This window comes from uncultured Bradyrhizobium sp. (assembly GCF_947648125.1).
Taxonomy (GTDB): Bacteria; Pseudomonadota; Alphaproteobacteria; order Rhizobiales; family Xanthobacteraceae; genus Bradyrhizobium.
On sequence record NZ_CANSMR010000018.1, the window covers coordinates 69,707 to 93,384 of the forward strand.

19 protein-coding genes are annotated in these 23,678 nt (G+C 65.1%); 6 read left to right on the forward strand and 13 right to left on the reverse strand.

The window, feature by feature from the left end; genetic code table 11:
* Nucleotides 1-70: 70 nt before the first annotated feature.
* Nucleotides 71-2,281 carry a primosomal protein N' gene (locus tag Q0030_RS27320; protein WP_298374081.1) on the reverse strand — a complete coding sequence of 737 codons (2,211 nt, stop codon included), beginning with the start codon at nucleotides 2,279-2,281 and terminating at the stop codon, nucleotides 71-73.
* 140 nt (nucleotides 2,282-2,421) lie between these two features.
* On the opposite strand from Q0030_RS27320, the gene Q0030_RS27325 reads away from it, so the two are divergent.
* Together Q0030_RS27325 and Q0030_RS27330 are read left to right on the forward strand one after the other, a co-directional pair.
* The gene (locus tag Q0030_RS27325) at nucleotides 2,422-3,393 is read left to right on the forward strand and encodes a tyrosine recombinase XerC (RefSeq protein ID WP_298374294.1); all 972 of its coding nucleotides are present in this window, start codon (nucleotides 2,422-2,424) and stop codon (nucleotides 3,391-3,393) included.
* Between the two features lie 156 nt (nucleotides 3,394-3,549).
* Nucleotides 3,550-4,140 (forward strand): DUF4337 domain-containing protein, encoded by a 591-nt coding sequence (locus Q0030_RS27330; protein ID WP_298374084.1) that lies wholly within the window; start codon nucleotides 3,550-3,552, stop codon nucleotides 4,138-4,140.
* Between the two features lie 257 nt (nucleotides 4,141-4,397).
* Here the strand turns inward: Q0030_RS27330 and Q0030_RS27335 are convergent, their stop codons facing one another.
* The 12 genes from Q0030_RS27335 to Q0030_RS27390 form a co-directional block, all read right to left on the reverse strand.
* Nucleotides 4,398-4,937 (reverse strand): hypothetical protein, encoded by a 540-nt coding sequence (locus tag Q0030_RS27335; RefSeq protein ID WP_298374087.1) that lies wholly within the window; start codon nucleotides 4,935-4,937, stop codon nucleotides 4,398-4,400.
* Nucleotides 4,938-4,974: 37 nt separating this feature from the next.
* Complete coding sequence (gene lpdA, locus Q0030_RS27340; RefSeq protein ID WP_298374089.1) at nucleotides 4,975-6,375, reverse strand: dihydrolipoyl dehydrogenase; 1,401 nt, start codon at nucleotides 6,373-6,375, stop codon at nucleotides 4,975-4,977.
* An 81-nt stretch (nucleotides 6,376-6,456) separates the two neighbouring features.
* Nucleotides 6,457-7,206 (reverse strand): SDR family oxidoreductase, encoded by a 750-nt coding sequence (locus Q0030_RS27345; protein ID WP_298374092.1) that lies wholly within the window; start codon nucleotides 7,204-7,206, stop codon nucleotides 6,457-6,459.
* Nucleotides 7,207-7,278: 72 nt separating this feature from the next.
* Nucleotides 7,279-8,511, reverse strand: coding sequence for a 2-oxoglutarate dehydrogenase complex dihydrolipoyllysine-residue succinyltransferase (gene odhB / locus Q0030_RS27350; protein ID WP_298374095.1), 1,233 nt, complete (start codon nucleotides 8,509-8,511; stop codon nucleotides 7,279-7,281).
* Between the two features lie 187 nt (nucleotides 8,512-8,698).
* Nucleotides 8,699-11,659 (reverse strand): 2-oxoglutarate dehydrogenase E1 component, encoded by a 2,961-nt coding sequence (locus Q0030_RS27355; RefSeq protein WP_298374098.1) that lies wholly within the window; start codon nucleotides 11,657-11,659, stop codon nucleotides 8,699-8,701.
* Between the two features lie 252 nt (nucleotides 11,660-11,911).
* Nucleotides 11,912-12,793 (reverse strand): succinate--CoA ligase subunit alpha, encoded by an 882-nt coding sequence (gene sucD / locus Q0030_RS27360; RefSeq protein ID WP_212318915.1) that lies wholly within the window; start codon nucleotides 12,791-12,793, stop codon nucleotides 11,912-11,914.
* Nucleotides 12,794-12,829: 36 nt separating this feature from the next.
* Nucleotides 12,830-13,306 (reverse strand): DUF1579 family protein, encoded by a 477-nt coding sequence (locus Q0030_RS27365; RefSeq protein ID WP_298374103.1) that lies wholly within the window; start codon nucleotides 13,304-13,306, stop codon nucleotides 12,830-12,832.
* A 2-nt stretch (nucleotides 13,307-13,308) separates the two neighbouring features.
* The gene (gene sucC, locus Q0030_RS27370; protein ID WP_173639635.1) at nucleotides 13,309-14,505 is read right to left on the reverse strand and encodes an ADP-forming succinate--CoA ligase subunit beta; all 1,197 of its coding nucleotides are present in this window, start codon (nucleotides 14,503-14,505) and stop codon (nucleotides 13,309-13,311) included.
* A gap of 161 nt (nucleotides 14,506-14,666) precedes the next feature.
* Nucleotides 14,667-15,635 carry a malate dehydrogenase gene (mdh, locus tag Q0030_RS27375; RefSeq protein ID WP_207833986.1) on the reverse strand — a complete coding sequence of 323 codons (969 nt, stop codon included), beginning with the start codon at nucleotides 15,633-15,635 and terminating at the stop codon, nucleotides 14,667-14,669.
* Nucleotides 15,636-15,856: 221 nt separating this feature from the next.
* Nucleotides 15,857-17,044, reverse strand: coding sequence for a cell division protein ZapE (gene zapE, locus Q0030_RS27380; RefSeq protein WP_298374111.1), 1,188 nt, complete (start codon nucleotides 17,042-17,044; stop codon nucleotides 15,857-15,859).
* A 152-nt stretch (nucleotides 17,045-17,196) separates the two neighbouring features.
* A complete protein-coding gene (thpR, locus tag Q0030_RS27385; RefSeq protein ID WP_223977720.1) occupies nucleotides 17,197-17,733 on the reverse strand; it encodes an RNA 2',3'-cyclic phosphodiesterase in 537 nt (178 codons plus the stop codon).
* 166 nt (nucleotides 17,734-17,899) lie between these two features.
* Entirely contained in the window at nucleotides 17,900-18,529 is a 630-nt protein-coding gene (locus Q0030_RS27390) for an arylesterase (RefSeq protein WP_298374296.1), read from the reverse strand.
* 85 nt (nucleotides 18,530-18,614) lie between these two features.
* Here Q0030_RS27390 and Q0030_RS27395 point away from each other — a divergent pair, with 85 nt between their 5' ends.
* From Q0030_RS27395 to Q0030_RS27410, 4 genes are all read left to right on the forward strand, one after another.
* Nucleotides 18,615-19,334 carry an ABC transporter ATP-binding protein gene (locus Q0030_RS27395; RefSeq protein WP_074125617.1) on the forward strand — a complete coding sequence of 240 codons (720 nt, stop codon included), beginning with the start codon at nucleotides 18,615-18,617 and terminating at the stop codon, nucleotides 19,332-19,334.
* Nucleotides 19,331-21,901: an ABC transporter permease gene (locus Q0030_RS27400; RefSeq protein WP_298374119.1), complete on the forward strand. Its 2,571-nt coding sequence runs from the start codon at nucleotides 19,331-19,333 to the stop codon at nucleotides 21,899-21,901. Before Q0030_RS27395 ends, Q0030_RS27400 begins: the two co-directional genes overlap by 4 nt.
* Before the next feature lie 234 nt (nucleotides 21,902-22,135).
* The gene (locus Q0030_RS27405) at nucleotides 22,136-22,927 is read left to right on the forward strand and encodes a Bax inhibitor-1/YccA family protein (RefSeq protein WP_021078796.1); all 792 of its coding nucleotides are present in this window, start codon (nucleotides 22,136-22,138) and stop codon (nucleotides 22,925-22,927) included.
* A gap of 99 nt (nucleotides 22,928-23,026) precedes the next feature.
* The gene (locus tag Q0030_RS27410; protein ID WP_298374125.1) at nucleotides 23,027-23,572 is read left to right on the forward strand and encodes a GNAT family N-acetyltransferase; all 546 of its coding nucleotides are present in this window, start codon (nucleotides 23,027-23,029) and stop codon (nucleotides 23,570-23,572) included.
* Nucleotides 23,573-23,678 lie beyond the last annotated feature (106 nt).

Consider the following 23,678-nt stretch of genomic DNA (forward strand, 5'->3'; position numbering starts at 1 on the left):
CCGCGAGGCCTGCCTCGCGCCAAAGGGCCTGCCGTCGCAAATGACGGCAGGCTTTTTCTTTGGCGCTCGCCTACAGGAAGCTCTGCGGATCGACATCGACCTCGAGCTTCAGATTGCCCTTGGTCTTCGGACCGACCTCGAGCCATTCGCGCAGATATTGCGACAGGTCGACATTGCGCAGCGACTTCACCAGCAGGCGGAAGCGGTAGCGGCCCTTGATGACGGCAAGCGGCGCCTCGGCGGGGCCGAGCACCTGGATTCGCTCATCGAGCGGCGCCACCGCGGCGAGCTTGCGGGCAAACCCCTCCGCTGTCGGACGGTCGCCGGCGGAAACGATCAGGCTCGCCAGCCGGCCGAATGGCGGATAGCCGGTGCGCTCGCGGATATCGATCTCGCTGGCGTAGAACGCCTCGCGGTCGTTCGCGATCAGGGCCTTGATGACCGGATGTTCCGGCTGGTGGGTCTGCAGATAGCCGACGCCACGGCCCTGCTCGCGGCCGGCACGGCCGACCACCTGGTTCAGCAACTGGAATGTCCGCTCGGCGGCGCGCGGGTCGCCGTTGCTCAAGCCGAGATCGGCATCGATGACGCCGACCAGGTTGAGCCGCGGGAAGTTGTGCCCCTTGGCCACCAGCTGGGTGCCGATGATGATGTCGACGCGGCCCTCGGCGATCTCGTTGAGCTCGCTGCGCATGGTCTCGATCGAGGTGATGAGGTCGCTCGACAGCACCATGGTTCGGGCCTCGGGAAAAATGCTGGCGGCCTCCTCCTGCAGGCGCTCAACGCCGGGGCCGACGGCGACCAGCGATTCCTCGGCCGCGCAATGCGGGCAGATGTTCGGGCGCGGCATCGAGAAGCCGCAGTGATGGCAAACCAGCCGCTGACGGAAGCGATGATCGACCAGCCATGCGTCGCAGATCGTGCAGGCAAAGCGATGGCCGCAGGCGCGGCAGAGCGTCAGCGGCGCATAGCCGCGACGGTTCAAGAACAGCAGCGCCTGCTCGCGGCGCTCGATCGCATGACGAATTTGCTCGGCCAGAACAGGCGAAATGAAGCGGCCACGCGGCGGCGGCGCGCGGCGCATGTCGATCGCCTCGATATGCGGCATGTGCTGGCCGCCGAACCGCGACGGCAGCGCGACGCGCTGGTAGCGCCCCTTGCGCGCATTGACCTCGCTCTCGACCGAGGGCGTCGCCGACGCCAGCACGATCGGGATTTTTGCGATATGGGCGCGGACCACCGCCATGTCGCGGGCGTGATAATGCGCGCCGTCATCCTGCTTGTAGGCCTGGTCGTGCTCCTCATCGACGATGATCAGGCCGAGGTCGGCATAGGGCAGGAACAGCGCCGAGCGGGCGCCGACCACGACCGGCGCCTTGCCCTCGGAGATCGCGGCCCAGTTTCGCGCCCGCGTGCGCGGCGTGAGCTCCGAATGCCATTCCAGCGGCCGCACGCCGAAGCGCTGCGCGAAGCGGTCGAGGAACTGGCCGGTCAGCGCGATTTCCGGCATCAGGATCAGGGTCTGCTTGCCGCGGCGGATATTCTCGGCGATCGCCTCGAAATAGACCTCGGTCTTGCCGGAACCGGTGACGCCGTCGAGCAATGCGACGTGAAAGCTGCCGCTCGCCGCCAGCGTCCGCATCACATCGACCGCACTGCGCTGCTCGCGCGAGAAATCCGGCTGTGCAAAGGCAGGATCAGGAATCGGTGGCGGTGCGGGCGGCGGCATCGCCTCGACCGTCAGCGTGCCCTCATCGACCAGGCCATCGACAACGCCCGAGCTGACGCCGGCCTCCCGCGCCGCCTCTGACTTGCTGTGCAACAGGCCATCCGACAGTACCTCGATCAGCCGCCGACGCGCCGGTGTCAGGCGCCGCGGCGGCTCGCCGACCAACCGGACCCCGAGCCGCGTCCGCTCCGGCCCGAGGTTCTCGCCCATCCGCAGCGTCATCCGCAGCACCATGCCGCGGGCCGACAAAGTGTAAGTGGAGACCCAGTCGACGAGTTGGCGCAGCTCCGCTCTGAGCGGCGGAACATCGAGCTTCTCGCTGACGTCCTTGAGCCGGTTGTGCAGCCGTGGATCGGGCTTGGCATTCTCGGCCCACACAACGGCTACGACCTCGCGCGGCCCGAGCGGAACACAGATCACATCGCCGGGCATAAGCTCCATGCCGCGCGGCACGCGGTAGGAATAGGTCTGGTTCAGCGCGACGGGCACCAGCACGTCGACGACGCGTGTCGTCGATGCAGGGGCTGGGCTGGAGCGCGTGGTGTGGTCCATGGAATCAGAGCTTTGAACCGGGCTAGCACCGCTGCGCGGTCTTAGCGAACGGTAAACGAAGGCAGTGCGATATAATCAGGAGATTAGCAGCGCCAATAGCCCTTAAGGACTTGCCCGTTCAAGACATGACCGCTCAAGACATGGCCCGGACCGACCAGCCCATGCAACCGCTCGAGCTCGACTGCGCCGACATGTCAGTCACGCAGGAGATGACGCGCTGGCTGTCGCATCTGCGCGCCGAACGGCGGCTGTCGCCGAAAACGCTCGAAGCCTACGCCCGCGATGTGCGTCAATGCCTGGCCTTCCTGGCCGAGCACTGGGGCGCGCGCGTGACGCTTTCGCAATTCTCCGCGCTCGAGGCCAGTGACGTCCGCGCCTTCATGGCGATGCGCCGCGCCGACGAAATCGGTGGGCGATCGCTGATGCGGGCGCTGGCGGGCCTGCGCTCGTTCGGACGCTTCCTGGAACGCGAAGGCAAGGGCAAGGTCGGCGCGCTGTCGGCGATCCGCGCCCCCAAGGTGGCGAAGAGCCTGCCGAAGCCGATCCATATGGAAGCGGCGAAACGCTTTGCCGATGCCGACGAGCGCGCCGGCGAAACCCGCGAGACCTGGGTTCTGGTACGTGACGCCGCCGTGATGGCGCTGCTCTATGGTTCGGGTCTGCGCATCTCCGAGGCGCTGGGGCTGAAGCGCCGTGACGTGCCGAAGCCGGGCGAAGGCGACGTGCTTGTCGTCACCGGCAAGGGCAACAAGACCCGCATGGTGCCGGTGCTGCACAACGTGCTGCAATTGATCGCGGACTATGCGGCAATCTGTCCGCATCAGCTGAGCCCGACTGGGCCGATGTTCGTCGGTGCGCGCGGTGGCCCGCTCAGCCCGCGCATCATCCAGCTCACCATGGAGCGGCTGCGCGGCGCGCTCGGCCTGCCCGACAGCGCCACGCCGCATGCGTTGCGGCACTCCTTCGCCACGCATCTGCTCAGCCGCGGCGGCGATTTGCGTGCGATCCAGGAATTGCTCGGCCACGCATCGCTGTCGACCACGCAGATCTACACCGGCATCGACAGCGAGCGCCTGCTCGAAGTCTATCGCTCCGCGCACCCGCGCGGCTGAGCGCGCGGACCTGAGTTCAAAGTAAGGCGCGGGGCCGGCACAATGCGCCGTTCATCTTGCGCCGTTCATATTCATACGGCTGCCACAAATCGCTCGGCACTTGCCTTGTGCGCCGCATTCAGCAATCGTGGCGCGGTCTCATCCGGAGGGGGAATCATGAGCGCACATGAAAGTATGGAGCAGGCGGAGCATGCCGAACATGCGTCGGGCGAGAACAGGAAGATCGCCCTCCTGATCGCCGTGATCGCGCTCTGCCTAGCGCTGTCGGAAACGCTCGGCAAGGGCGCCCAGACCGAATCGATCAGCAAGAACGTCGAAGCCTCCAACCTCTGGGCCTTCTTCCAGGCCAAGAGCATCCGCCGCACCGCGGTGCAGACCGCAGCCGAGCAGGGCAAGCTGAACCTCGCGACCACCACCGACGAGGCGGCCAAGGCCGCGCTGCAGAAGCAGATCGACGACTGGCAGAAGACCGCGGCACGCTACCGCTCGGAGCCGGAGACCGGCGAAGGTTCAGAGCAACTCTCCGAACGCGCCAAGCACGCCGAGCACGAGCGCGACGAGGCCACCGCGAAATATCATCACTTCGAGCTTGCCTCCGCCGCCTTCCAGATCGCCATCGTGCTGGCGTCCGCGACCATCATCACCGGCATCGCCGCGCTGGCCTGGGTGTCCGGCCTGGTGACGCTCGCCGGCGTCGTGATGACCTTGCTCGGCCTGTTCCAGCCGCATCTGCTGCATCTGCATTGAGATGCACAGCTCCGGCGCCGTCATCCTGAAGAGCGCGTAGCGCGTCTCCAGCGACAACGGCGGAGCCGTTGCGCGGGGATGACGGGGTGATTGCTCAGCTTGCTCAGTGTCATCACCCGCATGCGCGCATGCGGGTGATCCAGTATTCCAGAGACCGCAGTGCTTGAGCCGAGAGGCTGCGGCGTACTGGATCGCCCGGTCGAGCCGGGCGATGACAGCGGTGGACTAGGTATAGACATCCTCTCAGGATGCGTTGCTTAGAGAACCTTGCTGGTCTGGTGGACGCTTTTGCGGAAGCGCGCGATCAGGCGCAGCGTGCGCGCGGTCCAGCCGTCACCGTCGCCACTGATCATCTCGAGGATGCGCCGCTTGACCGGCTCGACCAGCTCGGTGGCCTTGGCGCGCAGTGCCATCACGAAATTATAGAGCGCCTCGAACCAGGGCATCTCCAGCAATTTCGACCGTGTCACGTCGAACAGGAACGCCGTGACGCCGACGCCGACGATCTTGGCGAACAGGATCAGCGAAACCGCGCTGAACCAGTATTGGTTCGCCAACAGCCAGAGACCGACCAGTTTGAGCGGAAACAGCGGGATCAGCGGCACGACGAAAACGATCAGCGTCATCGCCGGCGACAGCGCATCGACCCGGTCGGCTAGCCATTGCTTGAGCGCGTGCAGCGGGATCCATGCGACCACCCGGGCCACGATCGGCTCGACGTGATCCCATAGCCAAGCCTCGATCAGGAAGATGATCGCAAGCAGGACCCAGAACGGCTGAAGCAGACGGCGCAACATCACTATGATCTCTACCCGGCTTGCGCCGGACGTTCGATCACATATGGATGGTGCGCTTGCCCACCGCAAGCGCGGCTTCCTTGATGGCTTCGGAGCGGGTCGGATGGGCGTGGCAGGTGCGCGCGAGATCCTCCGCCGAACCGCCGAATTCCATCAGGACGCAGGCTTCGTGGATCATTTCGCCGGCTTCCCGGCCGACAATGTGCACGCCGAGCACCCGATCGGTCTTCGCATCTGCGAGAACCTTGACGAAGCCGTCGGTGGTCTGGTTGACCTTGGAGCGGCCGTTCGCGGTGAACGGGAATTTGCCGACGGTATAAGCGACGCCGGCTTGCTTGAGATCTTCCTCGGTCTTGCCGACCGACGACACTTCCGGCGTGGTATACACAACACCTGGAATGACGTCGTAGTTCACATGGCCAGCCTGGCCCGCGATGATCTCCGCGCAGGCAACGCCCTCGTCTTCCGCCTTGTGCGCCAGCATCGGCCCGGCCACGACGTCGCCGATCGCGTAGATGCCTTTCACATTGGTCGAGAAGTGCGCGTCGATCTCGACGCGGCCGCGATTATCGAGCGCAACGCCGGCTTCCTTCAGCCCGAGGCCCTCGGTGTAGGGCACGCGGCCGATGCACACGAGCACAACGTCGGCCTCGATGGTCTCCGCAGCACCGCCCGCGGCCGGCTCGACCTTGGCCTGGAGCGTCTTGCCCGAGGTGTCGACCGCGGTGACCTTGGCGCCCAGCTTGAAGGCAAAACCCTGCTTTTCCAGGAGGCGCTGGAATTGCTTCGCCACTTCGCCGTCCATGCCGGGCAGGATGCGGTCGAGGAATTCCACCACGGTGACCTTGGCACCGAGACGATGCCAGACCGAACCGAGCTCGAGCCCGATCACGCCGGCGCCGACGATCAGGAGGCTTGAGGGCACTTTCTCGAGTGACAGCGCGCCGGTCGACGACACGATGCGCTTCTCGTCGATGTCGATGCCCTTCAGCCGCGCGATGTCGGAGCCGGTGGCGATCACGATATTCTTGGTCTCGACGGTCTCGGACTTGCCGTCGCCGGAGACCTCGACCTTGCCGGCACTGATGATCTTGCCGGTGCCCTTGAGCACGTCGATCTTGTTCTTCTTCATCAGGAACTCGACGCCCTTGACGTTGCCGTCGATGCCTTGCTGCTTGAAGTTCATCATCGCGGGCAAATCGAGCTTCGGCGCGGAGACGCTGACGCCCATCTTGGCGAAGGAGTGCGCGGCTTCCTCGAACATCTCGGAGGCGTGCAGCAGCGCCTTCGACGGCATGCAGCCGACATTGAGGCAGGTGCCGCCCAGCGTCGCGTTCTTCTCGACGACGGCAACCTTCATGCCGAGCTGCGCCGCGCGGATCGCGCAGACGTAACCGCCGGGGCCAGTGCCGATGACGACGAGATCGTAAGAAGCCATGATTGAGGTCCTGTAGCTAAACTCGGTGACAGTTAGGCGGGCGCGCGATCTTGTCGGAAGACCGCTCCCGCTGATCGTGTTCTAGCGACCGCCCGACACGTCGAGGATCGCGCTGGTGACGTAGGAGGCTTCGTCCGAGATCAGCCAGACGATGGCGTTGGCGATCTCGTCCGCGGTGCCTACGCGCTTCATCGGCACCAGATGGGCCAGCCGATGGGCGCGATCGGGCTCGCCGCCCGCGGCGTGGATGTCGGTATCGATCAGCCCTGGCCGGATGCCGGCGACGCGGATGCCTTCAGCTGCGACTTCGTAGCCGAGGCCGATCGTGAAGGAATCGATCGCCCCCTTCGAGGCGGCATAGTCGACATAGGTGTTAGGCGCGCCGAGCTTTGCCGCGACCGAGGAGAGGTTGACGATGACGCCGCCCTGGCCGCCGTGCTTGGTCGACATCCGCTTCACCGCCTCGCGCGCGCACAGGATGCTGCCGGTGACGTTGACCGCCATCATCTGCTGGATGCGTTCGGCCGACATCTCGTCGACGCGCACGCCGCTCTTGCCGACGATGCCGGCATTGTTGACGAGCGCGCCGAGCGTTCCGAAGCTATCTGCCGCCTTGAACAGCGCCAGGATGTCCTGCTCGCTGCCGACGTCGCACTTCACCGCGATCGCCTTGCCGTTCTTCGCCTCGATCGCCGCGACAACTTCGATGGCCGCAGCCTGGTTTGACACATACCCGACCACCACGCGATAGCCGCGCGCCGCAGCAGCGAGCGCGGTAGCGCGGCCGATGCCGCGGCTGCCGCCGGTGATGACAACGACCTTGTCCGTCACATTGATCCCCAAAGGTGAGCACCCAACGAAACGCGACGCCCGAACCGATCGGGCGCCGCGCGCGACATGACCTCAGAGATCCAGCACAAGCCGGGCCGGATCTTCCAGGCTCTCCTTGACGCGCACCAGGAAGGTGACCGCTTCCTTGCCGTCGATGACGCGGTGATCGTAGGACAGCGCCAGATACATCATCGGGCGCACCTCGATCTTGCCGCCGACCACCATCGGCCGCTCCTGGATCTTGTGCATGCCGAGGATGCCGGACTGCGGCGCGTTGAGGATCGGGGTCGACATCAGCGAGCCGTAGATGCCGCCATTGGTGATGGTGAAGGTGCCGCCCTGCATCTCGTCGATCTTGAGCTGGCCGTCGCGGGCGCGGCGGCCGTAATCGGCGATCGACTTCTCGATTTCGGCGATCGACTTGTGGTCGCAGTCGCGCACCACAGGCACCACCAAGCCGCGGTCGGTGCCGACCGCAACGCCGATGTGGTAGTAGTTCTTGTAGATCAGGTCGGAGCCGTCGATCTCGGCGTTGACAGCCGGAATGTCCTTCAGCCCCTGCACCACCGCCTTGGTGAAGAAGCCCATGAAGCCGAGCTTCGAGCCGTGCTTCTTCTCGAACGTATCCTTGTAAAGGGCGCGCAGCTTCATCACCTCGGTCATGTCGACCTCGTTGAAGGTTGTCAGCATCGCGGCGGTGTTCTGCACGTCCTTGAGGCGGCGCGCGATGGTCTGGCGCAGCCGGGTCATCTTCACGCGCTCCTCGCGCGCGGCATCGTCCGCCGGCGACGGCGCACGAACCTGCACGGCGGCGGCCGGCTGGTTGACCGGGGTCGGCGCCGAGGCGGCCTTCTCGATCGCGGCCAGCATGTCGCCCTTGGTCACGCGGCCGTCCTTGCCCGAGCCCGGAACGGTGGAGGCGTCGACGCCGCTTTCGGCCGACAGCTTGCGCACCGAAGGCGCGAGCGGCGCGTCCGCCGGCGGGACCCTCGGCGCGGCAGGGGCGGCGGCAGGCGCGGCGGCCGCTGCCTTGGCCGGTGCGGCGGCCGCAGCCGGCTTGGCCGGGGCAGCGCCGTCATTGATCTGACCGAGCAGCGCGCCGACGGCGACGGTCTCGCCATCCTTGGCGATGATCTCGCCCAGCGTGCCGGCGACCGGCGCGGGCACCTCGATGGTGACCTTGTCGGTCTCCAGCTCCACCAACGGCTCATCCACCGCGACGGCCTCACCGGCCTTCTTGAACCAGCGGCCGATCGTGGCCTCAGTCACGGATTCGCCGAGCGTTGGAACGCGAATTTCAGTCATGATCTTTTCCTCGATAACCTTGCGGTCGCAAATTTGGCAGTCGCAAACCTTGTCCGCCACCGTCCGCCAAAGCGAACGACCCGGTACTCCGTGACGACAGCGGTGAGGCTGGATGACGCGGGATACCGGATGCCCCGCTCCAGTGCGCAATTGCGCACAAGGCGGGGCATGGCTTCAGTGAAAGCCGTTAGTTCAGTGCGTCGTCGAGCAGCGCCTTGAGCTGCGCCAGATGTTTCGACATCAAACCGGTGGCGGTCGCCGCCGATGCCGGACGGCCGGCATAGCGCGGACGCTTGTTGGCGGCGTGGGACTGGTTCAGCACCCATTCCAGATAGGGCTCGATGAAGTGCCAGGAGCCCATGTTGCGGGGCTCTTCCTGGCACCAGACCACCTCGGCACCCTTGAAGCGGGTGAGCTCCTGCACCAGCGCCTTCAGCGGCACCGGATACAGCTGCTCGATGCGCATCAGATAGATGTCGTCGATGCCGCGCTTCTCGCGCTCCTCGTACAGGTCGTAGTAGACCTTGCCGGAGCACAGCACGACGCGACGGATCTTGTCGTCGGGCACCAGCTTGATCTTCTCGTCCGGCAGCATCTGCGCGTCATCGTACAGGATGCGGTGGAAGGTGGCGTTCTTGCCGAGCTCGTCGAGCCGCGACACGGCGCGCTTGTGACGCAGCAGCGACTTCGGCGTCATCAGGATCAGCGGCTTGCGGATCTCGCGATGCAGCTGGCGCCGCAGCACGTGGAAGTAGTTTGCCGGCGTGGTCGGATTGACCACCTGCATGTTGTCCTCGGCGCACATCTGCAAATAACGCTCGAGGCGCGCGGAGGAGTGCTCCGGCCCCTGCCCCTCGTAGCCATGCGGCAGCAGGCAGACGAGGCCCGACATGCGCAGCCATTTGCGTTCGCCCGAGGAGATGAACTGGTCGAACACCACCTGCGCACCATTGGCGAAGTCGCCGAACTGGGCTTCCCAGAGCGCCAGCGCATTCGGCTCGGCCAGCGAGTAGCCGTACTCGAAGCCGAGCACCGCCTCTTCCGACAGCAGCGAGTTGATGACCTCGTAATGACCGGTGTCCTCGCCGCCGAGATGGTTGAACGGCGTGTAGCGGCTCTCGTCCTCCTGATCGATCAGGACCGAATGACGCTGCGAGAAGGTGCCGCGCTCGGAATCCTGGCCGGACAGGCGGACATGATGGCCCTCCTGCAGCAGCGTGCAGAACGCCAGCGCCTCGCCGGTCGCCCAGTCGATGCCGACGCCGGTGTCGATGGCCTTGGCGCGATTGTCGAGGAAGCGCTGAATGGTCCGGTGGGCGCGGAAGCCGTCCGGCACCTTGGTGATCTTGCGGCCGATCTCCTTGAGCACGGCGACATCGACACCGGTGACGCCGCGGCGCGCGTCTTCTTCCTGATCGGCCGACTTGAAGCCGGCCCATTTGCCGTCGAGCCAGTCGGCCTTGTTCGGCTTGTAGCCCGAGCCGGCTTCGAGCTCGGCATCGAGCCGTGCGCGCCAATCGGCCTTGGCCTTCTCGACCTCGCCCTCGGTCAGCACGCCGTCGGCGACCAGCCGCTTGGCGTAGATCTCCAGCGTCGACGGATGCGAGGCGATCCGCTTGTACATCACCGGCTGGGTGAACGCCGGCTCGTCGCCCTCGTTATGGCCGTGGCGACGGTAGCAGAACATGTCGATCACGACCGGCTTGTGGAATTTCTGCCGGAATTCGATCGCGACCTTGGCCGCGAACACCACGGCCTCCGGATCGTCGCCATTGACGTGGAAGATCGGCGCATCGATCATCTTCGCCACGTCGGACGGATAGGGCGACGAACGCGAGTAGCGCGGATAGGTGGTGAAGCCGATCTGGTTGTTGACGATGAAGTGCAGCGAGCCGCCGGTGCGGTAGCCCTTCAGGTCGGACAGGCTGAAGCATTCCGCCACCACGCCCTGGCCTGCGAACGCCGCGTCGCCGTGCATCAGCAGCGGCAGCACCGAAATCCGCATATCCGGGGGATCGCCGTGCTGGTCCTGCTTGGCGCGCACCTTGCCCATCACGACGGGATCGACGATCTCGAGATGCGACGGGTTGGCGGTCAGCGACAGATGGATGTTGTTGCCGTCGAACTCGCGGTCCGAGGACGCGCCGAGGTGATACTTGACGTCACCGGAGCCCTCGACATCGTCGGGATTGGCCGAGCCGCCCTTGAACTCATGGAACAGCGCGCGGTGCGACTTGCCCATCACCTGGGTCAGCACGTTGAGGCGGCCGCGATGCGGCATGCCGAAGACGATCTCCTTCACGCCGAGATTGCCGCCGCGCTTGATGATCTGCTCGAGCGCCGGGATCAGCGATTCGCCGCCGTCGAGGCCGAAGCGCTTGGTGCCGGTGAACTTGGTGTCGCAGAACTTCTCGAAGCCGTCGGCCTCGATCAGCTTGTTGAGGATTGCGCGGCGTCCCTCGGGCGTGAAGCTGATCTCCTTGTCCGGACCTTCGATGCGCTCCTGGATCCACGCCTTCTGCGCGGCATTGGAGATGTGCATGAACTCGACGCCGAGCGTCTGGCAGTAGGTGCGCTCGCAGATCTGGACGATCTCGCGCAGCGTGCCGTATTCGAGGCCGAGCACATGGTCGAGGAAGATCTTGCGGTCGAAGTCGGCCTCGCTGAAGCCGTAGGACCGCGGATCGAGCTCCTCACGGTCGCGCGGCGCCTCGATGCCAAGCGGATCGAGCTTGGCGTGAAAATGACCGCGCATGCGGTAGGCGCGGATCAGCATCAGCGCGCGAACCGAATCGCGAGTGGCCTGATGTACGTCGGCGTCGGACAGCTCGGCGCCCTTGGCCTGCGCCTTGGCGGCGAGCTTGGTGCCGACCGCCTTCTCGACCTGGGCCCAATTGCCGTCGAGCGCCGAGGTCAGATCGTCACGCGGCGTCACCGGCCAGTTGGCGCGGCCCCACGAGGCACCCTCGGCGTTCTTCTGGACGTCGGCCGGGGCGTCCTTCAGGCTTTTGAAGAAATCCTGCCATTCTGCGTCGACCGACGACGGATCCTGCTCGTAGCGGGCATAGAGATCGTCGATGTAGGCGGCGTTGGTGCCCTGCAGGAATGATGAGAGAGCAAAAGCAGCATTCGCGTCTTGGCGAGACATGGGGCAGTCCTGGTGATTTTTTCGGTTCGCGCGTAGGGAGACGGCGCTGGTGCCGGTCTGGAAGTGCGCCGGCTGGATTGATACCCTTTACCCTATCTAGGACAGATATTCCTGCCTAAAAGAACCAAGAAATGAACTTATTTTCATATTTTATTGATCGGCGTTCTGGTGGCAAAACGCAATAAAAAGGCGGGTTCCCCAAGGAGAACCCGCCCAAAACAACGCCAAACCTCGTAGGGAACCTGACGGCGGTTACTTCAACATCTCGGCGAGCGTGTGCCCGAGGCGCGCCGGCGACGGCGACACCCTGATGCCGGCGGCTTCCATCGCCGCGGTCTTGGAACCGGCATCGCCCTTGCCGCCGGAGATGATCGCGCCGGCATGACCCATGCGGCGGCCGGGAGGTGCGGTAACACCGGCGATGAAGCCGACCATCGGCTTCTTGCGGCCGCGCTTGGCCTCGTCCTTGAGGAACTGGGCGGCGTCTTCCTCGGCGGAGCCGCCGATTTCGCCGATCATGACGATCGATTTGGTCTTCTCGTCGGCCAGGAACATCTCCAGCACGTCGATGAACTCGGTGCCCTTGACCGGATCGCCGCCGATGCCGACCGCGGTGGTCTGGCCGAGGCCCTCCTGGGTGGTCTGGAACACCGCTTCATAGGTCAGGGTGCCGGAGCGGGAGACGATGCCGACCGAGCCGGGCTTGAAGATGTTGGCCGGCATGATGCCGATCTTGCACTCGCCGGCAGTCATCACGCCGGGGCAATTCGGCCCGATCAGACGCGACTTCGAACCCGACAGCGAGCGCTTGACGCGCACCATGTCGAGCACCGGAATGCCCTCGGTGATGCAGACGATCAGCGGGATCTCGGCATCGATCGCCTCGCAGATCGCGTCCGCCGCGCCCGGCGGCGGGACATAGACCACGCTGGCGTCGGCGCCGGTCTTCGCGCGCGCGTCCGCGACGGTGTCGAACACCGGCAGGTTGAGATGGGTTGAGCCGCCTTTGCCCGGCGCCACGCCGCCGACCATCTTGGTCCCGTAAGCGATCGCCGCTTCCGAATGGAACGTGCCGTTCTTGCCGGTGAAGCCCTGGCAGATGACCTTGGTGTTCTTGTCGATCAGAATGGACATGGTTCGAGATGCTTTCGCGAGACGATCGGTGAAGGGTTAGTGGATACGCCGGTACACGCCGGTGAGCACGTCGGCCCACCCTTCCGCGTCAGGCGAGAATTGGATCTTCATGTTGTAGGTGTTGTCGTCGACGACCTCGTAGACGTGACGGGCATTGCCGCGCAGCGAGCCGCGCACCAGGATCAGCGACTTGCCGGCCCAGCCGCCGGAGGCCGGCGACGGCGGGTAGTAGCCGAGCGAATCGTGCCAGAACAATTTGTAGGCCCGATCGTCGCGGTCGTAGGTGAAGACGCCGTGGGTGGCGAAGCTCTCCTTGCCCTCGCGGGTCTGCACGCTGTCCTGGATCAGGTAGAAACCGTTCAGTGCGATGCGCGCGACGACATGCGAGGTCGCCGGACCGCCCGCGGTCCAGCGCGAAGGATAGACCACCTCTTCGCCGTTCCACTCGCCCGCGAAAACCGCGAGCTTGCGGTGTTCGTCCAGCGGGGTCGGAGCGTCGAGATGATCGGCCATCGTTAGCCTCCCTTGACGGCTTTCACGATCTTCTGTGCGGCGTCATCGAGATTGTCGGCCGGCACGACGTTGAGGCCGCTGTCGCGGATGATCTTCTTGCCCTGCTCGACATTGGTGCCTTCGAGGCGCACCACCAACGGCACCTTGAGGCCGACCTGCTTCACCGCGGCGACCACGCCCTCGGCGATCACGTCGCACTTCATGATGCCGCCGAAGATGTTGACCAGGATGCCCTTCACGTTCGGATCGGCGGTGATGATCTTGAACGCAGCCGCGACCTTCTCCACGCTGGCGCCGCCGCCGACGTCGAGGAAGTTCGCCGGCTCCATGCCGTACAGCTTGATGATGTCCATCGTCGCCATGGCGAGGCCGGCGCCGTTGACCATGCAGCCGATCGTGCCGTCGAGCGCGACATAGTTGAGGTCGTATTTCGACGCCTCGATCTCCTTGGCGTCCTCCTCGGACTCGTCGCGCAGCGCGACCACGTCCGGGTGACGGTAGAGCGCATTGCTGTCGAACGACACCTTGGCGTCGAGCACGCGAAGCTGGCCCTGCTTGGTGACGACGAGCGGATTGATCTCGAGCATCGCCATGTCCTTGGCGGCGAACGCGGCATAGAGCTGACCGGTCAGCTTCTCGGCCTGCTTGGCGAGATCGCCCTTCAGCTTCAGCGCCTCGGCAACCGTGCGGCCGTGGTGCGGCATGATGCCGGTGGCGGGATCGACCGAGAACGAGACGATCTTTTCCGGGGTCGAATGCGCGACGTCCTCGATGTTGACGCCGCCTTCGGTCGACACCACGAAGGAAATCTCGGAGGTCTCGCGATTGACCAGGATCGAGAGGTAGAACTCCTTGTCGATGTCGGAGCCTTCCTCGATGTAGAGGCGGTTGACCTGCTTGCCGTGCGGGCCGGTCTGCACCGTCACCAGCGTCGCGCCGAGCATCTGCTTGGCGAACTCGTCGACTTCGGCAACCGACTTGGCGATGCGGACACCGCCCTTGTCGCCGGCGGATGCTTCCTTGAACTTGCCCTTGCCGCGACCGCCAGCATGAATCTGGCTCTTCACCACCCAGATCGGGCCCGGGAGCTGCTTGGCCGCCGCATCGGCATCTTCCGGCTTCAGCACCGGCACGCCGCGCGAGATCGGCACGCCGAATTCATGCAGCAGTGCCTTGGCCTGGTATTCGTGGATATTCATGGAAAGACGCTCCCAAACCCTCGTGCGGCGACCTTTTACGTCAGCCTTGAGACTGGCATACCATATACCAAAGCTCGCGCAACTACAAAATCCGCCGGAATTTCATCATCTTGCGCCCGACAGGCGATTGAAATCGCCTATCGGGCCATTGCCGATTGAGATTACTTGCCGAGCAGATCGGGCGCGATCTTCTTGCAGGCGTCGACCAGGCCCTGCACCGCGCCGACCGACTTGTCGAAGGCTTCACGGTCCTTGCCGGCGAGCTCGATCTCGACGATGCGCTCGACACCCTTGGAGCCGATCACGGTCGGCACGCCGACATACATGTCCTTCACGCCGTACTCGCCGTTGAGATAGGCGGCGCAGGGCAGCACGCGCTTCTTGTCCCTCAGATAGCTCTCGGCCATCTGGATCGCCGACGCCGCCGGCGCGTAGAAGGCCGAGCCGGTCTTGAGCAGGTTGACGATCTCGGCGCCGCCGTTGCGGGTGCGGTCGACGATCTCGTCGATGCGGGTCTGCGAGGTCCAGCCCATCTTGACGAGGTCGGGCAGCGGAATGCCGGCGACGGTCGAGTAACGGGTCAGCGGCACCATGGTGTCGCCGTGGCCGCCGAGCACGAAGGCGGTGACGTCTTCGACGGAGACGTTGAATTCGTCGGCCAGGAAATAGCGGAAGCGCGCGGAGTCGAGCACGCCGGCCATGCCGACCACCTTCTTGTGCGGCAGGCCCGAGGCCTTCTGCAGCGCCCAGACCATCGCGTCCAGCGGGTTGGTGATGCAGATGACGAAGGCGTCGGGCGCGTACTTCTTGATGCCGGCGCCGACCTGCTCCATGACCTTGAGGTTGATCGACAGCAGATCGTCGCGGCTCATGCCGGGCTTGCGCGGCACGCCGGCGGTGACGATGCAGACCTTGGCGCCGTCGAGCGCTTCATAGGAGTTGGCGCCGACCAGATTGGAGTCGAAGCCGTCGACCGGCGACGACTGCGCGATGTCGAGCGCTTTACCCTGCGGCACGCCCTCGGCGATATCGAACAGCACGACGTCTCCGAGTTCCTTGAGGCCAACGAGGTGCGCCAGCGTTCCGCCGATCTGTCCGGAGCCAATCAGAGCAATCTTGTCGCGTGCCATGGGAAATCAGTCCTTTGAACTGGTGCAGGAGGGAGGGAAGTCGGTTGCAAGGGTGGTTATCCCTTTCGAATGATCCATTCAAGTCGCGGTCTGCCCGATTGCGGGCCGTGCCTGCAATTCGGTCAGGCATGCCAGCAACATCCACCCGGAGACACGAAAAGTTGCTCCGAACCGGACCGCGCGCAAGACCGAATTTCGAGACCGAATTTCGAGGCTGAATTTCAGGTCTCGACCAGGCCGGTCGACGCGCCGCTGGCCGAGGAGTCCTTCCGGCCGTGCGGCAGCGCCAAATAGGATTCCGAGCTCATCTCGATCAGGCGCGAGGCCGTGCGCTTGAACTCCATCGCCTCGATGCCGTCGGTCGCAAGGTACAGCGACACCGGATCGGCCTCGGCCGAGGCCATCAGCTTCACCGCATTGTCATAGAGCGTGTCGATCAGCGAGATGAAGCGCTTGGCGGCGTTGCGCTCGGCGTAATCCATCACCGGAATATGGTCGATCAGGATCGTGTGGTAGTCGTGCGCCAGCCTGAGGTAATCGGACGCGGCAAGCGGCTTCTCGCAGAGATCGGCGAAGCTGAAGCGCGCGACGCCATGCGACGAGCACGGCACAGTCAGCAAACGCTTCTTGATCTCGATAAGGCGCGCCTTGCACGGCGCGTTGCCCGTCATCTTGCGCCACGCCGCATTGAGCACATCGCGAGCCGCGTCATCCGCGGGCACCAGCCACATCTTCACGCCGACGAGCTTCTCGAGCCGGAAGTCGGTGCGTGCATCGAGCCGCAGCACATCCATGTGGTCGGAGATCTGCGCGATGAACGGCAGGAACAGCGCGCGATTGAGGCCGCCCTTGTAGAGATCGTCAGGCGCGACGTTCGAGGTCGCGACCACCACGGTGCCGAGATCGAACAGCTTTGCGAACAGCCGCCCGAGGATCATCGCATCCGCGATGTCGGTGACATGGAATTCGTCGAAGCAGAGCAACCACGCTTCGTCGAAGATCGCCTGCGCGGTGAGCGCGATCACGTCGCCGTCGGCGATCTCGCCGCGTGCGATCTGCTGGCGGTAGCCGTAGATGCGCTCATGCGCCTCGGCCATGAACTCGTGGAAATGCGCGCGGCGCTTGTGCTCGACCGGGCTCTGCTGGAAGAACAGGTCCATCAGCATGGTCTTGCCGCGGCCGACCTCGCCATGGACGTAGAGGCCGCGCGGCGGCTTGTCATCCTTGTCGCCGCCGAACAGCCGTCCGAGCAGGCTCTGCTTGCGCTGCGGCTTGTAGCTCGTGAGCCGCTCGTCCAGCGCGCCGAACGCATCGGCGGCGCGGGCTTGCGCAGGATCGGCCTCGATCGCGCCGGAGGCGACCAGGGCGTTGTAGTGTTCGAGAAAGGAACTCGGCGAGGCGGACAGCATGGGCCCACCTTACGGCCCTAGTGCGCGGAAAATTGCAAGCCGTGAATTGTGCCAGTGGGTATGCAAGTAGCTATGCAGGCGCAAGCCCGTGCATACCACGGCCGACCACACCGGCCGCTGCCTGACACCTCAAGCCGGGATCCTAAGAAACCTCACGCGCAGAGCGCGTAGGCATCCTCGACCACGTAGGGGCCGCCGCCAGTCGACGCGCGCGACGAGAACAGCACGAAGCGGTCCGCCATGAAGCTGCGGCTCGGGAAGTAGCCGCGCACCGACAGATAATCCGCGACGTCCTGGCTCGAGGCGTCATGCAGACGCGCGAGCGTGACATGGGGCGTGAATTTCCTGCCCTCGGGATTGAGCCCCATCCGCTGCATCATCCGCTCGAGCTCGGCTTGCAGTTCGATCAGCGGCCGACTGGGCTCGACGGCGGCAACCACCGCGCGCGGCTTGCGTCCACCGAAGCTCGACAGGCCCTGCAATTTGACCTCGAACGGTTTTCGGTTCACCCGAAACAGCATCGTCGCGATCTCGTTGGCCCAGAGGCCATCGATGTCGCCGATGAAGCGCAGAGTGACGTGATAATTTTCGGGATCGATCCAGCGTGCGCCTGGAAGGCCGCCACGCAAATTGGAAAGTGTCTGGCCGATCTCGGCCGGAATTTCCAGTCCAGTGAACAGACGCGGCATCGCATTAATCCTCGATGCTTGGCGCGGGTTTTGGGAGCCCGCACCGTGTAACAGCCCGGCGACGAATCACCGATGCCTATTTGTACCCGAGATATGTGACTCTGCGAAGCATGACCCGTTAACAGCTCGTAAACCTACGGGCACAACACGGCTCGCTGCCTGCGTATCAACTGCGTTGCCCTGATAATGCACCGAGAAATGCCTCCACTGTGGGCAGCATGTGCTTGACGACGATGTCCACACCTTCCGCCGTCGGATGCATGCCGTCGGCTTGATTGAGCTTGGCATCGGCAGCCACGCCATCGAGGAAGAACGGATAGAGCGGCACGCCAAGGGACTTCGAGAGATCCGGATAGATCGCGTTGAACTTCGCTGCATACTCGCTGCCATAGTTCGGTGGCGCGAGCATGCCGCACAAGAGCACGGCGATCTTGCGCGCCTGCAACTTTGTGATGATGTCGGAGAGTGCGGCACGCGTCACCGCGGGATCGATGCCGCGCAGCGCATCGTTGGCGCCGAGCTCGACGATCACGGCGGCGGTTCCGTCAGCCACCGACCAGTCGAGCCGCTCGCGGCCCCCTGAGGCGGTATCGCCGGACACCCCGGCATTGGTCATCTCGACCTTTATCCCCTTGGCTTCCAAGGCTTTTTGCAGCCGGACCGGAAATGCCGCCGCGGCCGGAAGGCCGTAACCGGCACTCAGGGAATCGCCCAGAACCACCATTTTGATCGGTTTCGCCGAACCTTGCGCCGGGGCATTCTCCGGTGCTGGCGACTGCGCACTTGCCGCCGTCATCAAGCCCATAAGCAACACGAGTATGTGCACGAAGATTCTCAACCGGCCCTCGACCGCAGCTGCGGAAGTGCCATATGACCGAGCCATGGACAGTCTCATCGAATCCTCTTCATTGACCGACGTTGAGCCGGACACCATTGCCGTCAGGAACGTCAATCTCTCGCTCGGCACCGGCGCGGCACGGGTTCATATCCTCAAAGATATCAGCCTTCGTGTGGCAGCGGGTGAGGCCATCGGCCTGATCGGCCCGTCGGGCTCGGGCAAGTCGACCTTGCTGATGGTGATGGCGGGGCTTGAACGTCCTGACAGTGGAGAAGTGGTCGTCGACGGCACGTCGTTCAATGCCCTCGATGAAGATGCGCTGGCGCGCTTCCGCGGCCGTCAGGTCGGCATCGTGTTCCAGTCGTTCCATCTGATCCCGACCATGACGGCGCTGGAGAACGTCGCCGTGCCGCTCGAGCTCGCCGGCAATCCCGATGCCGCCGCGCGAGCTGCGCAGGAGCTGCAATCGGTCGGGCTCGGCGAACGGCTGCATCACTATCCGACGCAGCTTTCCGGCGGCGAGCAGCAGCGCGTCGCGATCGCGCGTGCGCTCGCACCCGATCCCGCGATCCTGGTTGCCGACGAACCGACCGGAAATCTCGACGAGACGACGGGAAAGCAGATCGTCGATCTGCTCTTCACCAAGCACGCCGAACGCGGCATGACGCTGGTGCTGGTGACGCATGATCTCGCGCTCGCGCAGCGCTGCGATCGTGTGGTGCGGCTGCGCTCCGGCCGCATCGACGGGCAATCCACGACATGAGCATTGCGTCCGAAGTCGCGGTGCAAGGCCGCGCGTCGTCGCTTGCTTTCCGTTACGCGCTGCGCGAACTGCGCGGCGGCCTGCGCGGGTTCTACGTGTTCATCGCCTGCATCGCGCTCGGCGTAATGGCGATTGCCGGCGTCGGCTCGGTCGCCGCGAGCCTCGGCGACGGCCTGTCGCGCGAGGGCCGCACGCTGCTCGGCGGCGACGTCGCATTCTCGCTGATCTCGCGCGAGGCCAAGCCCGACGAGGTCGCGTACCTGCGCACCCGCGGCGAGGTTTCGGTTGCAGCCACGCTGCGCGCAATGGCCCGCAGCGGCGACGGCAAGCTGGCGCTGGTCGAGCTCAAGGCGGTCGACGGCAGATATCCGATGCTCGGCGAGCTGACGCTCGAGCCGAACATGCCGGTCGCCGACCTGCTCGCCGAACGCGACGGCGTCTATGGCGCAGCCGCCGATTCAACGCTGCTCGCGCGGCTCGACCTGAAGCTCGGCGACCGCGTCACCATCGGCAGCGCGACCTACCAGATCCGCAGCGTGGTGGCGGCCGAGCCCGACAAGCTTGCCGGCGGCGTCGGCCTCGGCCCGCGCTTCCTGATCAGCGAAGCCAGCCTGCGCGCCACCGACCTGTTGCAGCCGGGCAGCCTGGTGCGCTGGATCTACCGGGTGAAGCTGCCCGACGGCGCCAACGACGATCGCGCCACCACCGCGCTGATCGACGGCGCGCGGGCTGCTGCGCCGGAGGCCGGCTGGGAAGTCCGCAGCCGCAACAACGCCTCGCCGCAACTTGAACGCACCATCAACCGCTTCACCCAGTTCCTGACCCTGGTCGGCCTCGCCGCGCTGCTGGTCGGCGGCGTCGGCGTTGCCAACGCGGTGAAGAGCCACATCGACCGCCGCCGCGACGTCATCGCCTCGTTCAAGGCGCTCGGCGCCACCGGCCGCGACGTCTTCACGATCTACTGCACGCAGGTGGTGGTGCTGGCCGGGATCGGTTCGGTGATCGGGCTCGTGCTCGGCGCCGCGCTGCCTTTCGTCATCGTCGGCCTGTTCGGCAAGGTGCTGCCGCTGCCGGTGGTGCCGGCCCTGCATCCCGACGAGCTCGCGCTCTCCTTCCTCTACGGCCAGCTGACCGCGCTGGCGTTCGGGCTGTGGCCGCTCGGCCGGGTCCACGACGTGCCGGTCGCCGCGCTGTTCCGCGAGACCGTCGCCAGCGAGTGGCATCGCCCGCGCTGGAGCTATCTCGCGCTGATGGCGGTGGTGGTCGCGCTCCTGATCGGGGTCGCGGTCGGGCTCGCCTATGACAAGCGAGTCGCCGCCGTATTCGTTGCCTCGTCGATCGCGGTGTTCCTCCTGCTGCGCGGAATCGCGGAGATCCTGATGGCGGTGGCGCGCCGGCTGCCGCGCAGCCGCATGACCATGCTGCGGCTGGCAATCGCCAACATCCACCGGCCGGGCGCGCTGACGCCGTCGGTCGTGCTGTCGCTGGGCCTTGGCCTCGCGGTGCTCGTCACCATCACGCAGATCGACGGCAATCTGCGCCGGCAATTCCTGGCCGCATTGCCGGAACGGGCCCCGTCGTTCTTCTTCATCGACATTCCCTCCACCGAAGCCGACCGCTTTGCCGCCTTCCTGGCGCAGATCGCTGCCGGCTCGACCGTCGAGGACGTGCCGATGCTGCGCGGGCGCATCGTCGCCGCGCGCGGCGTCAAGGCCGACCAGCTCAAGCCGTCGGTCGATTCGGAGTGGGTGCTGCAGAGCGACCGCGGCCTGACCTACACCGGCGAAATTCCCAAGGGCTCGAAGATCGTCGAGGGCGAATGGTGGGGACCGGACTACAGCGGACCTCCGCTGGTCTCGATGGAGAAGAAGATCGCCGACGGCCTTTCCTTGAAGATCAGCGACGAGATCGTGGTCAACGTGCTCGGCCGCGATGTGCCGGCGAAGATCGCCAACCTGCGCAACATCGACTGGCAGGGCCTCGGCATCAATTTCGTGCTGGTATTCTCGCCGAATGCGTTCAAGGGCGCGCCGCACAGCCACGTCGCGACCCTGACGGAACCCCATGCCGGCACCACCGATGATGCGCGCATCATCAAGCAGGTCGCCGACGCATTCCCGATGGTGACCAGCGTCCGGGTCCGCGAGGCGCTGGAGACGGTCGGCACCGTCGTCAGCAATCTGGTGCTGGCGATCCGCGGCGCCAGCGCCGTGACGCTGATCTCGGCGATCCTGGTGCTGGGCGGCGCGCTCGCCGCCGGGCACCGCCACCGCGTCTATGACGCCGTGATCCTCAAGACGCTCGGCGCCACCCGGGTGCGACTGCTCGGCGCCTACGCGCTGGAGTATCTGATGATCGGCTTTGCAACCGCAATATTCGGGGTGATCGCCGGCTCGGTCGCGGCCTGGTTGATCGTGACGCGGCTGATGACGCTGAGTTTCATCTGGCAGGCCGGCAGCGCCGCGCTGGTCGTCGTCGCCGCGCTTGTCGTCACCGTCGGATTGGGGCTGGCGGGAACGCTGCTCGCGCTGAACCAGAAGCCGGCCTCGGTGCTGAGGAATTTGTGACAATTTGTAGCGGCGGCAGCGCCGTTTTGCCTACAAATGCTAGGCTAGAGCGACATTCGGCCGCGCGTGGAAGCTTGCGTCGGATGTGTTAATTTCCCACATACCACTCGGGTCGGATAGTCGGTTTGAATGACACGCAATTAATGTTCCGCAAACCGAGCCATCTGAGATAGATTTAGAACCGGCGCCGCAAATCCCTTGCGCTCCACCGGGACCAACCACGGGAATTCGACCATGTCGGACCTAGACCGCAACTACGCTTCTCCTTTCGGCCGGGCCGCCGGGCGCATTGACGCTGCGGCCGTCGACGCCGGTCTGCGCGCCTACATGCTGCGCATCTACAACTACATGAGCATCGGCCTAGCCATCACCGGCCTTGCCGCGCTCGGCGTCTACATGGGCGCGGTGACCACTGATCAGTCCGCCGCCGTCGCCAAGTTTGGCAACGCCTATCTGACGCAGTTCGGCTACGCGATGTTCGTGAGCCCGCTGAAGTGGCTGTTCATCCTCGCTCCTCTGGCGATGGTGTTCGTCATCTCGGCCGGCATCAACCGCCTGCAGCCTGCGACCGCCCAGCTGCTGTTCTGGGTGTTCTCGGCGCTGATGGGCCTGTCGCTGTCGTCGATCTTCCTGGTGTACACGCACACCTCGATCGTGCGCGTGTTCTTCATCACCGCGGCGACGTTCGGTGCGCTGAGCCTCTACGGCTACACGACCAAGCGTGACATGAGCGGCATGGGTTCGTTCCTGTTCATGGGCCTGATCGGCATCATCATCGCGAGCCTGGTCAACCTGTTCCTGGCGAGCTCGGCGCTGCAGTTCATCGTCTCGGTGGTCGGCGTGCTGGTGTTTGCGGGCCTCACCGCCTGGGACACCCAGCGGCTGAAGAACGACTACATCTATGGCTACGCCTCCCAGGGCGGTGTGATGGCAGAGCGTGCGGCAATCACTGGTGCGCTGTCGCTCTACCTGAACTTCATCAACCTGTTCACGCTGCTGCTGCAGCTGCTCGGCCAGCGCGACTGAGCGCCTCGAGCGAGCTGATCGATCCAAGCCTTGCAATCCAAGCCCCGGCCTTGCGGCCGGGGCTTTTCTTTCGCGCGGGGCAAAAATACTGTCGCGCCCATGTCCAATCCCGCGGAATCCAGTTCGGAAATCAGGCCTACCGCCGAGGCGGACTTGCCCTCCATCACCGCGATCTATGAGCACGCGGTGCGCTTCGGCACCGCGACCTTCGAGCTGATCCCGCCCAACCTTGTCGAGATGACCCGCCGCTACCGGGCGCTGATCGATGGCGGCTTTCCCCATTTCGTCGCGGTGCTGGACGGCCGCGTCGCCGGCTATGCCTATGCCGGCCCCTACCGGCCGCGGCCGGCCTATCGCTTCACGGTCGATAACTCGGTCTATCTGGACCCCGCGGTCCATCGCCGCGGCATCGGCCTCAGGCTGATGGAGCGCCTGATCGCCGAATGCGACGGACGCGGCTTCCGGCAGATGATCGCGGTGATCGGGGACTCGGCCAATGCAGGCTCGATCGGGCTGCACCGCCGTTGCGGCTTTCAGATGATCGGAACGCTCCCGAATGTCGGCCTGAAATTCGGCCGCTGGCTCGATACCGTGCTGATGCAGCGCGCGCTCGGCGAGGGCGCGGCGACAGTGCCGGCGGATTGAGCGACAGTCCGTAGCCCGGATGGAGCGCAGCGTAATCCGGGGCCGCCGAAACCGCGGATGAACTTGTCCCGGATTGCGCGGAGCCTGTCATCGGCGCGCGTTCGCG

Coding starts and splice junctions, on each gene's coding strand:
- sucC (WP_173639635.1), bottom strand. CDS start 14,505: ATGAATATCCACGAATACCAGGCCAAGGCACTGCTGCATGAATTCGGC.
- mdh (WP_207833986.1), bottom strand. CDS start 15,635: ATGGCACGCGACAAGATTGCTCTGATTGGCTCCGGACAGATCGGCGGA.
- Q0030_RS27405 (WP_021078796.1), top strand. CDS start 22,136: ATGTCGGACCTAGACCGCAACTACGCTTCTCCTTTCGGCCGGGCCGCC.
- Q0030_RS27410 (WP_298374125.1), top strand. CDS start 23,027: ATGTCCAATCCCGCGGAATCCAGTTCGGAAATCAGGCCTACCGCCGAG.
- thpR (WP_223977720.1), bottom strand. CDS start 17,733: ATGCCGCGTCTGTTCACTGGACTGGAAATTCCGGCCGAGATCGGCCAG.
- Q0030_RS27390 (WP_298374296.1), bottom strand. CDS start 18,529: ATGACGGCGGCAAGTGCGCAGTCGCCAGCACCGGAGAATGCCCCGGCG.
- sucD (WP_212318915.1), bottom strand. CDS start 12,793: ATGTCCATTCTGATCGACAAGAACACCAAGGTCATCTGCCAGGGCTTC.
- Q0030_RS27330 (WP_298374084.1), top strand. CDS start 3,550: ATGAGCGCACATGAAAGTATGGAGCAGGCGGAGCATGCCGAACATGCG.
- Q0030_RS27400 (WP_298374119.1), top strand. CDS start 19,331: ATGAGCATTGCGTCCGAAGTCGCGGTGCAAGGCCGCGCGTCGTCGCTT.
- Q0030_RS27325 (WP_298374294.1), top strand. CDS start 2,422: ATGGCCCGGACCGACCAGCCCATGCAACCGCTCGAGCTCGACTGCGCC.
- Q0030_RS27355 (WP_298374098.1), bottom strand. CDS start 11,659: ATGTCTCGCCAAGACGCGAATGCTGCTTTTGCTCTCTCATCATTCCTG.
- odhB (WP_298374095.1), bottom strand. CDS start 8,511: ATGACTGAAATTCGCGTTCCAACGCTCGGCGAATCCGTGACTGAGGCC.
- Q0030_RS27365 (WP_298374103.1), bottom strand. CDS start 13,306: ATGGCCGATCATCTCGACGCTCCGACCCCGCTGGACGAACACCGCAAG.
- Q0030_RS27335 (WP_298374087.1), bottom strand. CDS start 4,937: ATGTTGCGCCGTCTGCTTCAGCCGTTCTGGGTCCTGCTTGCGATCATC.
- lpdA (WP_298374089.1), bottom strand. CDS start 6,375: ATGGCTTCTTACGATCTCGTCGTCATCGGCACTGGCCCCGGCGGTTAC.
- zapE (WP_298374111.1), bottom strand. CDS start 17,044: ATGCTGTCCGCCTCGCCGAGTTCCTTTCTCGAACACTACAACGCCCTG.
- Q0030_RS27320 (WP_298374081.1), bottom strand. CDS start 2,281: ATGGACCACACCACGCGCTCCAGCCCAGCCCCTGCATCGACGACACGC.
- Q0030_RS27395 (WP_074125617.1), top strand. CDS start 18,615: ATGGACAGTCTCATCGAATCCTCTTCATTGACCGACGTTGAGCCGGAC.